The organism is Methanococcoides sp. AM1 (assembly GCF_900774055.1).
Lineage (GTDB): Archaea > Halobacteriota > Methanosarcinia > Methanosarcinales > Methanosarcinaceae > Methanococcoides.
Window position 1 is genome coordinate 383,327 of sequence record NZ_CAAGSW010000003.1, and the last position, 12,820, is coordinate 396,146.

The 12,820-nt window shown below is 41.2% G+C and carries 9 protein-coding genes and 1 pseudogene; 6 read left to right on the top strand and 4 right to left on the bottom strand.

Annotation, left to right across the window (positions count from 1 at the left end; genetic code table 11):
• Positions 1-175: 175 nt before the first annotated feature.
• Positions 176-2,152, bottom strand: coding sequence for a DUF2341 domain-containing protein (locus E7X57_RS06935; RefSeq protein ID WP_135611989.1), 1,977 nt, complete (start codon positions 2,150-2,152; stop codon positions 176-178).
• A 584-nt stretch (positions 2,153-2,736) separates the two neighbouring features.
• Between E7X57_RS06935 and E7X57_RS06940 the strand changes: the two genes are divergently transcribed.
• A complete protein-coding gene (locus tag E7X57_RS06940) occupies positions 2,737-2,892 on the top strand; it encodes a CxxC-x17-CxxC domain-containing protein (RefSeq protein WP_371413172.1) in 156 nt (51 codons plus the stop codon).
• Positions 2,893-3,282: 390 nt separating this feature from the next.
• Here the strand turns inward: E7X57_RS06940 and E7X57_RS06945 are convergent, their stop codons facing one another.
• Positions 3,283-4,548 carry an ABC transporter substrate-binding protein gene (locus E7X57_RS06945; protein WP_135611993.1) on the bottom strand — a complete coding sequence of 422 codons (1,266 nt, stop codon included), beginning with the start codon at positions 4,546-4,548 and terminating at the stop codon, positions 3,283-3,285.
• Between the two features lie 346 nt (positions 4,549-4,894).
• Here E7X57_RS06945 and E7X57_RS06950 point away from each other — a divergent pair, with 346 nt between their 5' ends.
• The gene (locus tag E7X57_RS06950) at positions 4,895-5,740 is read left to right on the top strand and encodes a metallophosphoesterase (RefSeq protein ID WP_135611996.1); all 846 of its coding nucleotides are present in this window, start codon (positions 4,895-4,897) and stop codon (positions 5,738-5,740) included.
• A gap of 21 nt (positions 5,741-5,761) precedes the next feature.
• Here E7X57_RS06950 and E7X57_RS06955 read toward each other — a convergent pair whose 3' ends face one another.
• Positions 5,762-6,217, bottom strand: coding sequence for a GNAT family N-acetyltransferase (locus E7X57_RS06955; protein WP_167880927.1), 456 nt, complete (start codon positions 6,215-6,217; stop codon positions 5,762-5,764).
• Positions 6,218-6,668: 451 nt separating this feature from the next.
• Between E7X57_RS06955 and E7X57_RS06960 the strand changes: the two genes are divergently transcribed.
• Positions 6,669-8,192: a PAS domain-containing sensor histidine kinase gene (locus E7X57_RS06960; RefSeq protein ID WP_135612001.1), complete on the top strand. Its 1,524-nt coding sequence runs from the start codon at positions 6,669-6,671 to the stop codon at positions 8,190-8,192.
• 166 nt (positions 8,193-8,358) lie between these two features.
• Here the strand turns inward: E7X57_RS06960 and E7X57_RS06965 are convergent, their stop codons facing one another.
• On the bottom strand, positions 8,359-8,706 hold the full coding sequence (locus E7X57_RS06965; protein WP_244603632.1) for a hypothetical protein: 348 nt from the start codon (positions 8,704-8,706) through the stop codon (positions 8,359-8,361).
• A 322-nt stretch (positions 8,707-9,028) separates the two neighbouring features.
• Here E7X57_RS06965 and iorA point away from each other — a divergent pair.
• The 3 genes and pseudogenes from iorA to E7X57_RS06980 all read left to right on the top strand — a co-directional run.
• Positions 9,029-10,828 (top strand): annotated as a pseudogene (gene iorA / locus E7X57_RS06970) (indolepyruvate ferredoxin oxidoreductase subunit alpha); the annotation flags it as partial.
• On the top strand, positions 10,825-11,448 hold the full coding sequence (locus E7X57_RS06975) for an indolepyruvate oxidoreductase subunit beta (RefSeq protein ID WP_135612005.1): 624 nt from the start codon (positions 10,825-10,827) through the stop codon (positions 11,446-11,448). The pseudogene iorA and the gene E7X57_RS06975, both read left to right, overlap by 4 nt.
• A gap of 18 nt (positions 11,449-11,466) precedes the next feature.
• Complete coding sequence (locus tag E7X57_RS06980; protein WP_135612007.1) at positions 11,467-12,783, top strand: phenylacetate--CoA ligase family protein; 1,317 nt, start codon at positions 11,467-11,469, stop codon at positions 12,781-12,783.
• Positions 12,784-12,820: the final 37 nt, after the last annotated feature.

Consider the following 12,820-nt stretch of genomic DNA (forward strand, 5'->3'; position numbering starts at 1 on the left):
AAGTAGCAGCTATTACTTTGTAACTTAGAATATAAATTTTGATATAAATAATTAATTCAAGTTAGTTTACTAGAAGAGATTATTTAAAAAAAAGCTTAAGGAATGGATAATTGGAAAATTTTTTCCAAATATCCATCCTATTCACATTTTCAGCTATTCCGGTATACCAACAATCTCATTGCTTCCTTAGCCTAGATGCGATCGATAGCAAACCAAAGATCACAAATATAGCTTCAAATCCTGGTATTCCCTTTTCTTCGGCCGGGGCTGAAGCCTCCAGAACTTCTTGCAGGTCTTCATGCATTAGAAGAGAAACACCCAGGAATGCCGGATCATCAGAGTAGTAAGCGTATAGACTGTTCAACAGTTCATTAACTTCTGCATCATCAGATCCTTCGCTCACGACAACTGTGATCAGAGCATATTCTCCGGCCCCCCTGATCTCTCCCATTTTTGAAGCAACAGAATCCTCTATTTCTTCAGCCGTCAGCTCGATCTCATCCATGTCATGGGTCATTAGAACAAAGAGATCGACATTTGGTGCAATGCTCTCTATACTTGACCTGTCATACCCTGCCGGAATTCCTGCAACTAATAATATCTTTCCAGCTGTTATTTCATGGATGGCTTCCAGAAGCTGTGCATTTTCCTGACACACCTGTTCCAGTTCAACAGGATCGCAGGTTTTCAGGCTTATGTATATGCCATCAAATCCTGCAAGTGATTTCGTGTTGTAATCAAGGACTTCCTCGACAGCCTCAATTGAACTTTCGTCAATTCCATCCACAAAATCCTTCTTTTCATCAAGGATCATTGCGTAGACAGTTATGTTATTTTCATGGGCAGATTTTATGAATCTTTCAGAGTTCCATATATTGTTGATATCCGTTCTCAGGAACACTGTATTTATGCCACTGGCTTTGAGATCATTTATAGCGGAAATCGATCTGTTATCAGGATAAGGCTCAAAGATAAAGATCGCTTGTTTTCCAACCTCAGAGGCAGGCATATTAATATCTTTTAAAATGGGCTGAGGGACCTGCATCTCACTTTCCGGCAAGGGCTCAGGCTCTTGTGTGACAGTCTCTCCGGGCAGGAAAACGGTTGGTTCCTGTGGCGTATACTTACGTACAAATGCATGATCCACAGCCATGTATCCCATATTATTTATGGTGCTGGCTGTAGTTGAATACAGGTATAATTTCAATTCATTATCCGGGATGTGGTCAATTATAGTTTCATCTTCATTTTCAATGTCATAGGAATAATCCATCCTTGTATCTCTTACCCCGTTCTTGAACCATGAAACCTTTTTGAAATTATCCTCTTGATACCATGCAATACCTGATGTATACCATGTCCCCTCCGCAATACCAAGGTCTGTAAGATCTCTTGATTTGAACTTGTCGTCATCCCTGATCAGAGTCCACGTAACCTTGCTCTCATTGGTGAGTTCTGTACGATGGACTATCATATTTTCGCTTTCGTCTTGCGGATCAAGCAATCCCTGCTCCAGTACCGGACCCATTAGTTCGGTACCAGTGGTAACCTTCATTCTCTTGACAACGAACATGGAATTTATCCCAAATGCATCCGTGGAAGTTATTTCTGAAAAATCCGTAGGGTGTTTTTTCGGGTTTACCAGGCTGATGATCCCATTGCCAATGTCAATTTCCCCTCCACCGTTTGTATCTGATCTCCAGTTCGCAATGCTCAAGCGCATTCCTACAAAGTCATCGAAGAAATCGAACGTGGACACACCACTGCTAATGTCAATTGCAGACGGATTTCCATAATGCATTGTCACATAGGTCATTCCATTAGCGGGAATAAAAGGAACCTTGATCCATATTATAGCACTCTCTGATCCAGCATCCCACTCTTCGATCCAATGATACAATTGATTATCGTTTACGGTAAATCTGATATCTGACCCATCCGGGTTTGCTTTTGAGAAATCGAAATTTGAAGAATCCAGCAGAACCTGTAACTGGTAATTGCCTAAATCCTTACCAGAGTTCTCTTTTATTGTCATTTCTTCAGAGTAATTCCAGTCTCCTCCCCCTGCATTGGATAGAGCGAGGCCTGTACCTGTCATTCCGGTCAAAAGAATTATGGAAATGAGCAGAAATAAGATTATTTTTCTTTGCATACAACTCACCTACCTTATTTATTACTCTATTTCATTTATATTATATGTGCTAATTCTGACCCTGACTGGAGCCATGTTCAAGGAACTTGGAGCTGCTCACTCCTGGGAAGGTAGGCATTGCTTTATAGAGGTACTATGAAGAGGATACAGGACAAAATTAGGTTAGCTGGGGACATAAGCCTTAATGCAAGGTAATTATAAAGACGGAACAGAGTAAAAAGTCTTTATTCATCAAATATGTTCCAATTTCTCCACCTCTTCCTCACATGAGCATTGAGAGTAAATGACCTATCGCTCTTAGCATTCTGCTTCATGTAATGAAAGTAACCTTAGAAAAACCCATATTCTTCCATTCAGTATAAGGCAGGTCAAAAATCTTCATCCTCAACAGATCCATCTTGAGACAATCCAATAAATATATATTAAATTGAACACCTTTTTTTATCGGGGAAATGCAATTCGGGGTATTGCAGATTTTCTGGATCAATACAATATTGACGTGTATACTTATGCTGAAATATTGATTAAGAAAAATTATAAAGACAATATTAAATATTTCATAAATGATAATGGGAGTGGAACAAATGAAAAAAATAGATTTCAAAGGGCCAAGAGATATGCACAAATCAAAATGTAGTAACTGCGGTCAGGAAACAGAAGTGCCTTTCGTACCGGACCCAAACAGACCGGTATACTGCAGGGAATGCTTCCAGAAACACAAACCGTCTAAAAAAGACTAAGTGGATGTGAATAATAATATTAGTTAAAGCTCAAAGTGAAATGTGTGGTCAGATAGAATATTCCTATCATGATCGCACAACTATTTTTAGATCAATTTGTCGATCATTTATAAATCAAATTTTGTTTTAAGCAGTCTTGAAGATCATAAGCAATACTTTACTTGCCCTGATTCATCCCATGGAAAAAATCCAACATGAGCATCAAGACCAACTGAATTAATGATCATCAATATTCTGTTTATACTAAAAGTTAATACTTACTCGAAATGTAAATTCCGATATTAGTAAATGTGTCAATTTGCCCGGATGATAGTGATTTTGAAAAGTTTGCCTACAGAGCCAAAAAAGAGATAATAAAAATAAAAAAAGATGGTGAAAACACACCACCATTCATTGAGCAAATCCCAGATCTTCGCCCTGCATAATGAGCATATTATCCTCATATGGCAGAATTATCTTGCCGCAGAGTTCCCACTGGTAACTTCCATCTTCTTTAGTGACTGTCCAGATGTCATAGTTCCAGTATTTCCGGTCTCCGTTCTCATCGAGTATTGTCCATCCGCTCATTCCAAAATGCGTGTCTGTAATGGTCTTCATTGCCATTCTTGCACTTTCATCGTTATTCGGGATGGAATCCAGATCAACAAATGTAGCTATCCAGAGAGCATCATATGTTGTCAATGCATAAGATTCAGGAAGTCTTCCAAGTTGTTCTTCGATCCCGGGTGCGATCTCCTGATATCTGTCGTTTGCCCTTATGTACCCGTATATTGGTGCTTTGACATTGGTTGTTGCAGCAAAACCGGCTGCATCATTATCCTTGATCAATCCCTTGTTCAGCGCGATGCCATCTGTGCTGTACCAGTTGACCTCTGAAAGAGCAGGATAGTTACGGGCTAAAGCAAAGATCTCTGTTACTTCTCCGTAGGAACAAAGGACCACAGCTATGGAACCCTCATCATATTCTGAAGTGGCTGCTACTACTTTTTCATTGAGTGACTCTACTTCTGCAGAAAAGTCCGCATTTTCTGTTTCATACCTTACTCCCTCAAGCACTGTGCCGTTAAGAGTCTCAAAGTTCTTTCCAACCTCATCAACGAGTCCGTTACCCCACACATCATTCCTGTACATCGGGATCACAGTACTGATACCATCTTCCTGCATGAATGTAGCCAGTACCATTCCCTGATTTGTGTCGTCAGGTACAAGCCTGAACAGATTATCGTCAGGGATAGCTAAGGACGGAGCTGTTGATGCAGTACTCAGAAGGATGATACCATTCTCGTTTGCATACTCCAGGACAGCTTCTACTTCGTTGCTTGATTGCGGGCCGATAACCATCGTAATTCCCATTTCATCAAGTTGCTTGAGCTGCTCCAGAGCTGTCTCAGGATCGCTTTCAGTATCTTTTACAATTACTTCCACATTCTTTCCGGAACCAAGTCCTGAGAAATAGCCATTGATGTCCTCAGCTGATACTTCAAGTGCTGTCTGGCTTGCTTCTCCGATAGAAGCAAGATCTCCTGTCAGTGGTAAAAGTGCTCCGATCTTAATGTCTTCGGATTCACTGGTAGCCCCTCCGGTGGATTCAACACATCCTGACAGGAGAGTTGCTATAAGTAGTATACTTAATAAAAAACATGTTGTTTTTTTCATAAAATCACAGCAAGTCCAAAGACAATATTAATATTTATATATTTCTATTATAATATATTGTGTTTTGAGGCCATCGAATTAGAATTTTGCTTTAAAACCGGCACCTTTTTGGATTCTATAGAAATTCACAATGTAATGTTCAAAGGTCTACTAGATATTGCATGTTTCACATTGTGCTGAAATAGAATGAAAATGAAGTTTTGAGATCGGCTCAATTATTAGATTCATGTAACACAATTGCTGAGTAAGCAATCATGTTTTACTCTATGCGAACATGATTAGCATAAAGGAATGGATTGTCGTATTATTATTCCATATTTGCAGTAATTATAACAAGGAGGACTACATGAATATTTTACATATTTCTGATCTGCATTTCGGTTCTCGCCATTGGGATGGAGATGATCAGGTCCTGTTGGAGAAGATCAATTCATTTAATGCTGATATCGTCATCAATACCGGAGACAATACAACAGATGGCCTGGAAGATGAATGTGCTGAAGCGGGTTGCTTTCTAAAAAGCATTAATTGTAAAAATGTCATCTCCACCTGGGGAAATCATGACAAACGAAATATGCGATCCCATGAACTATTCCGCAAATATATTGACAAAACCGAGATAATTTCCATCTCTGAAACAATAAAAACACGGAAGAACAACATTTTTTTAGACCGGGAAATTACCAAAGTTGAAGATAATTTTACCGATATAAATTTCATCAAGTCCATTTCGATAAATGGAAAAACGGTATTAATAATCAGTATTGACACCAATGAACTGTACAGTAATGACGGGTATGTTGAAGAAGAGATCCTTAATGCTGTTTCAAAAGAAATTGAACAGACTGAATATGACATCCCTTTGTTGATCACCCATTATTCTATTTTAGGTACTGACGAATGTCCTCTAAAAAATTCCGCAGCACTGATAGATTTTGTGCAAAAACATAAAATCGAATACGTTTTTTGTGGTCATACCCACGAACTGGAAATTATGCGAACTAATGATCTATATCAGGAGTATTCCTTTACCCATTTTATGTGCGGCAGTTTGTCCTCTCGCAATCATTCCAACGACGATAACATGTTCTTGTATTATGAAAATGTGGGTAGCGATGATATGCATCTGCATCTGATACGAATCTTTTTAGAGATGGGTAAGGTATATTTCAAACAGGAAAAGGTCTTTTAAGATAAATCGTGCAGTAATTTGTTAAACATTGATCATTTTCCTCATGTAAACACGGGTATCGTCACGACAGATCTCTGACCAGCCCAAATGGTTATAAAAAGAAATATTCCCGGTCAATAATACATGGGTTGCTAAACGCATTTCCAAATAGCCTTTGCGTTTAGCTTCTGACTCCGCGAGATCCATTAGCTCCCGCCCTAAGCCAGTTCCCTGGAGATCAGGACGTACTGCCACATTTGCTACTGTAGTATAATAATCTTCGAAGATCAAGATCAGGCCACCGACTATTTCATTGTCAGATTCAGCGACCCAGACAGGGAAATGCGTGATCTCCTCTTCGTAATCAACATCCATGGGTGGAAGTCGTTCACCTTTGAGCCTGTCCAGATACTTTGTGTAAGCCAGATCCATACAACTTTTAAGACCCTGTGCATCATCAACAATAGCTTTTCGTATTTCCCAGCCTCTTTGTTTCATACTTTTGGTTTGCATTTTGATCATGAATATCAATAAATAAATTTACATACTATTCTAACAATTTATGATAGCATTGCTTAAGTTAATTTTGTTATTAGAAATTGCCACTGGAATAAGTTAATATACTAAAACAAATTAGATCGTATGGAATCGAACATTGTTGTTCCTGTCACTACAGCTGTAATGAAAAAGTTGAGACATAAGAACGAATGTTAAACAAATATGACTTGAAGATATATTCCAATTATTATATATATAACCATAAAATATACTAATTAACATATCTACATGATACAATCAATTCAACAGAATATAGAGGGAATATGGGGGGTCTAATCTGGATGGAAGTAATATAATTCTGCGTGAATTTGCTGTCGAAGAAACTTGTAAGAATCCTACTGAATTATTTGTAGATCCGGATATCTTAAACCCTATTTTTGATGATATTCCTATGATCATGATCCTTGTCAATCAGGAAGGGAAAGTTGAATACGTCAATCGGACTACTACTATTGCACTAGGGAAAGGAAAAAAAGATAGTATTGGCCTTCTTGGTGGTGAACTGTTTGGATGTGTGAATTCGTTCAAAGCAGAAGGTTGCGGGAAAAACAGAAAATGCTCAGAATGTACTGTAAGAAACTCTGTTATGCACAGTTTTGAAACCGGTGAAAGCATTTACAAACAGGAAAGCGAGTTGGAGATCGTAACCAATGGACAGTCTGTAACACTTAATTTTTTAATTTCAACAACACTGATACAAAAAAATAATGAACCACTTGTGTTGCTAACTGCGGATGACATTACTGAACAGAAGAACAATGATCTTGCCTTTGAGGAAGCAATTCGGAAACAGAAGGCTCTGGAAGAGATCATAAACAATAGCTCTACAATGGTATTCTTGTGGAGGGCAGAGGATTTCTGGCCTGCAGATTATGCTTCTGAGAATGTTTCAAAATTTGGATACTCAGCTGAGGATTTCGTACTTGGACGAATTACTTATGGTGATCTGGTCCATCCCGATGATTATCAAATGGTATGTGATACACTTGCAGAGAAGTGCGAGGATGGCAATGACAACTATACCTCGGAATATCGTTTGATAACAAAGGATGGAAAGTTATTATGGGTAAATGAGAAGACCTTTATTCTGAGGAATGAGGAGGGAGTAGCAACTCACTTCCAGGGAATTGTTCAGGATATCACCGAACGCAAGCAAGCAGAGGAGGCAATGCTACGTGCAAAAATTGCTGCAGAAGCTGCCAACACGGCCAAGACCGAATTCATCTCAAATATAAGCCATGAGCTAAGAACTCCCCTTACTTTGATCATCGGATTCTCGGATCTACTTTGCAGTGAAGATTACGGCTCTTTGAATGAATATCAGAAGAAATACATATCCAAGGTTCTTAAAAATGGAAATCATCTTTTGGAGCTGATCGATGATCTTTTGGATTTCTCAAACATTGAATCCGGGGAAATGGAACTTCACATTAATGAATTCTTTGTATCCGATGCTATTGATGAAATAGAAGCATTGATGAGACCTCTTTCAAAAAAGAAGGGCATTGGCCTGACATGTAATATCAATATTGAAAAGCCTACCATAAAAGCAGACATGCTAAAATTCAAGCAGATTCTTTACAACCTCGTGAACAACTCCATCAAGTTCACAGATCCGGGGGGTGCAGTGACCATTGGAGGTAATATTTCTGATAGGACTGTTAATTTCTTCGTAAAGGATATTGGAATCGGCATTTCACCAGAGAATCAGGAAAATTTGTTCAAGCCTTTCTTTCAGGTGGATTCATCAAATTCAAGAGAATATGGTGGTACCGGGCTTGGCCTTGCTCTTGTCAAGAAGTTTGTTGAAATGCATGGCGGTGAGGTCTGGGTCGAAAGTGAGCTTGGAAAAGGAAGTACATTTGGATTTAGCATGCCAAATTATCCTGAAAGTACGTCCTGTGATCAGTTCTAAGATGATTTGACAGATCTATCGGATCAGAAGATAGTTCTCCTGCAGATCTGCAACCTTCATTTGAAACTACAACAGGAATGTCACTCCATGCTTAGAATCTTAAGAAGATATTATGGATCCTCCATGATCAAATATCTTATTTTATTGGAAAATAAATTCTAAAAAGTTAAACATGATATTGAACATGGAACCTGTAAACAACCCTTATCTCATCCATTTCCCTGTATTCTACCTCAAACTTACTTTCATCCGCAACATATTTCAGGTCATCAAGATCTTTGAAAATAACCTCACAATTAATGTTCCCGGGGAGCAATGAGTTAAAACTATCACACTTATTGGTGATCTCCTGTATCATCCTCTTTGTCTCGCCTGCATCAAAAGTCCCATCCTTATCCGGATTATAGATTATTTCAGTTGTTAATGTTTCCTTGTCCAGCAACGTCATCCAGAATCCATTAATGCTGGAACCATCTATGGTGTAATCTTTTATTTCGAAACTCTTGTTGATCACATTCTTCAATTTTGAACACCTTTTATTTTATTAATGTCAATGCCATAAATCAGTTTTCATGATGTACCTACGTTTTAAAAGATAATTTTCAAAACAAAACATTTATATTTCATCAAAGAAGTGCATATGTCCGCATCAATGTATAAATATATCCAATGTTTCGGCTCCAACCTGTGGATATGTTGATTATCTACTGAATTATTTCTTTTCATACTTATCACATTCAAGAGGAACGATATTGACAAGTAAACGTATATTAATGGGAAACGAAGCGATCGCTTTTGGGGCGATGAAGGCTGGCGTTTAGCTAGCAAGCGGCTATCCGGGAACACCTTCAACTGAAGTGATGGAGACCATCATTTCCCATGCGAACAAATATGGCATATATGCCGAATGGGCGACCAACGAGAAAGTAGCACTTGAAACAGCTGTTGGTGCTGCTTATTCTGGTGCAAATGCCATGGTCACCATGAAGCAGGTGGGACTGAACGTAGCATCAGATCCCCTCATGAGCCTTTCCTATATTGGAGTAAAGGGTTCCCTTGTGATCCTCGTCTCCGATGACCCCGGACCCCATTCCTCCCAGACCGAACAGGATACAAGAGCCTTTGGTCACTTTTCAAATATTCCTGTCCTGGACCCATCCACACCTCAGGAAGCCTATGACATGGCAAAACTGGCCTTCAAGCTATCACATGAAATGGAGATCCCTGTGATACTCAGGACCACAACGCGTGTATCTCATGGATGTGCTGATGTAGTTATCGAGGACATCGACCCGGTATCCTGTGACATCGAAGGCTTTGTAAAGGACCCGAAGTGGGTCATATTCCCAAAACTGACAGCCCAAAGGCACCCCTGGCTCGAAGAGCTTCAGGTAAGGTTTTCAGATCGTTTTTCTGAGTACTTCAAAGAGAACTCATTCAACTCAATATCAAAAGGTAACAGCAAGATCGGCATTGCAGCTTCCGGGGTATCTTACCTGTACGCAAAGGAAGCTATAAAGGACCACTCTGAAACCTTCCCGCTTTTCAAGGTCGGAACAGTTCATCCCTTCCCGGAGAATGCAGCCCTTGAATTCCTCAGTAATATAACAGACCTGATAGTGACCGAAGAGCTTGACCCATACCTTGAGGAACAGTTCCTGCAATTGATAGGCAGGCACCATCTCGATGTGAACGTATATGGAAAGAAGAACGGTCATTTCCCAGTCAGCGGTGAATATGACGTAGATGCTATTATCGATGGATTGAACAGCTCACTTAAAGCCATCAATACAGATGTTCCTGTCCTTTTCCATTCATCACCAGTTGTCGGGAAGGAAAATATACCTGCACTTCCAGTAAGGGCACCGACCCTCTGTGCAGGATGCATGCACAGGACAGTCTTCTACGCATTCAAGAAGGCTGCCGGAAAATTCAGGACAGAAAATGGCATGGATTCCATATTCTCAGGAGATATCGGATGCTACACTCTTGGAAATGCCCAGCCTCTCAATATGGTGGACACATGTCTTTGCATGGGAGCAGGGATCAGTATAGCAGCAGGCCTATCCCACACACATCAATACCAAGGTGGCCAGAAGACAAAACAGGTTGCGTTTATCGGCGACTCCACCTTTTTCCATTCCGGGATAGCCGCTGTGATAAGTGCAGTCTACAACAATGCAGACATCACTATAGCGGTCCTTGACAACCGGACCACAGCCATGACAGGACATCAACCCCATCCGGGTATTGGTCTGACTGCCACAGGGGTTCCTACGAAGGTCATTGACATAGCCGATATCCTCAGAAGCTGCGGTGTCGAACTTGTCGAGACCATCGAAGCAAATGATCTTGGCGAATGCATAGATGCAGCTAAGAGAACCATGGACTTCGAAGGACCTTCTGCTATCGTGTTCAAAGGAAGATGTGTGGGAATCACAAAAGGAAAGGAACAATATGTGGTCGATGAAGGAAAATGCACAGGTTGCAACCTCTGTGTATCGCAACTTGGATGTCCTGCCATATTCTCAACATCTTTAAGACTGCCGACCATACAGGACAACTGCACAGGTTGCAGTTTGTGTGCACAGGTCTGTCCATCGGATGCAATTGTCCTGAAGGAGGAAATACAATGAAATTCGATATTCTTATCGCAGGTGTGGGCGGACAGGGAGTTGTACTTGCATCCCGTTTGCTTGCAACAGCGGCCATAGATGCTGGTTTCCATGTGACCACTGCCGAGACCATAGGCATGGCCCAGAGAGAAGGATCAGTAACCAGTCATATCAGGATCGGGGATGAGATCTGTGGTTCACTGATCCCATCTGGAAATGCCGACCTCATAATCGGACTTGAGCCTGCAGAAGCTGCAAGGAACATCCATTTTCTGGCAAAAGATGGAAGCATCGTAGTAAATGAGCATGCTGTGATCCCCTCTGTTCTAAATGGATGTGTTGAATACATTCCGGATCAGGTCCTTGAATTTCTGAAAGATAAATGCCACGATACCATATCCCTGGATTTTACACAGCTTGCAAAACAGGCAGGTACCCACAGGGCAGCGAATGTTGCCATGCTGGCAGCAGCTGCAGGTGCCGATCTCCTTCCATTTTCCTCCGGAGAATTATGGAATGTGCTTGAGAAGATGGTGCCGGAAAAGTACAGGGATGTGAACAGGAATGCCTTTGAGATGTCCCTCAAAAGGGTATCAGGTATAGAGGAAATTAAGCAGCAGACACAGGCACCGGATGTCTGATATCCGGAGATGATCAAAATGTGCAACGTTTGTGAGGATAATAAAATAAAGCAAAAAGCGCTCTTTCGGAAGGATGCGTTCTCCGGGTCTTCTAAGGAAGATCAGGTGGTCAAGCTTAAACAGCTTCTCAAAAGGGTTGTTTCAGGAAGTTCCTTCTATCAGAAAAAATTCGAAAGAGCCGGAATTGATATCGATTCTATAAAGACGCTGGAAGATATCACAAAGCTTCCGTTTACCACTAAAGAAGAATTGCGGGATGCTTATCCGCTGGGCCTTCAGGCTGTCCCGGATGAGGATATCATAAGGATACATTCATCTTCAGGCACTACCGGCAGTCCGGTTATCATTCCATATACACAGGGTGATGTTGATGTCTGGGCAGAGATGATGATGCGCTGCTACCAGATGGCTGGTCTTACCCGTAGTGACAGGATACAGATCACACCCGGATACGGACTCTGGACCGCAGGCATAGGTTTTCAGGCAGGTGCTGAGCTTCTCGGCGCAATGGCAGTTCCAACAGGTCCTGGAAACACCGAGAAACAGTTGCAGATGCTGCTCGACCTCAAATCCACAGCACTTGCAAGTACCTCATCCTATGCCCTCCTCATTGCAGAGGAGATCAACAAAAGAGGATTGAGGGACAATATAAACCTGAAGGTAGGGATCATAGGTTCCGAGCGCTGGAGCCCTAAGATGAGGAAACGTATCGAGGATGAGCTCGGGATAAAAAGCTTTGACATCTTCGGACTCACCGAGATATACGGACCCGGCATTGCCATCGATTGCTCCATGCATGACGGTCTTCACTACTGGTCAGACCACCTGCTCTTTGAGATCATAGACCCTGTCACAGAAGAAAGGTTACCCGATGGAACCCTTGGGGAACTTGTAATAACAACTCTTACAAAGGAAGGCGCACCCCTTATGCGCTACAGGACAAGGGACCTTACACGTATCATTCCCGAACCCTGCAAATGTGGCTGCATCTTCCCTCGCATAGATCGCCTGTTGGGACGTACCGATGACAGGATAAAGATCAAAGGGGTCAATGTTTATCCCGGCCAGATCGAGGATATCATACATAGGGTTGAAGGCGTCAGCAGCGAGTATCAGATAGTTCTAGAAAGAGACCATGGCAGGGATTCAATGCTTTTCAGGATCGAGATCGCTGGTGCAGATGAATCTGGAATAAATTCCGGGGCTGCAAAAGCACTGAATAAAGCCTTCAGGGACTTTATAGGTATCAGTGTAGATGTGGAATGCGTCGGAATTGGAGAGCTTCCACGCAGTGAGAAGAAGAGCAAGAGGGTCATTGACAACAGGGATATGTAAAACTACCCCTGCTTTTCTCAAAATACCTTCTCAAACA

What these genes read in the sequence shown, in the direction of transcription:
- E7X57_RS06945 (WP_135611993.1), bottom strand. Translation starts at nt 4,548, where the DNA reads ATGAAAAAAACAACATGTTTTTTATTAAGTATACTACTTATAGCAACT.
- E7X57_RS06950 (WP_135611996.1), top strand. Translation starts at nt 4,895, where the DNA reads ATGAATATTTTACATATTTCTGATCTGCATTTCGGTTCTCGCCATTGG.
- E7X57_RS06975 (WP_135612005.1), top strand. Translation starts at nt 10,825, where the DNA reads ATGAAATTCGATATTCTTATCGCAGGTGTGGGCGGACAGGGAGTTGTA.
- E7X57_RS06955 (WP_167880927.1), bottom strand. Translation starts at nt 6,217, where the DNA reads ATGAAACAAAGAGGCTGGGAAATACGAAAAGCTATTGTTGATGATGCA.
- E7X57_RS06935 (WP_135611989.1), bottom strand. Translation starts at nt 2,152, where the DNA reads ATGCAAAGAAAAATAATCTTATTTCTGCTCATTTCCATAATTCTTTTG.
- E7X57_RS06980 (WP_135612007.1), top strand. Translation starts at nt 11,467, where the DNA reads ATGTGCAACGTTTGTGAGGATAATAAAATAAAGCAAAAAGCGCTCTTT.
- E7X57_RS06960 (WP_135612001.1), top strand. Translation starts at nt 6,669, where the DNA reads ATGATCATGATCCTTGTCAATCAGGAAGGGAAAGTTGAATACGTCAAT.
- E7X57_RS06940 (WP_371413172.1), top strand. Translation starts at nt 2,737, where the DNA reads ATGAAAAAAATAGATTTCAAAGGGCCAAGAGATATGCACAAATCAAAA.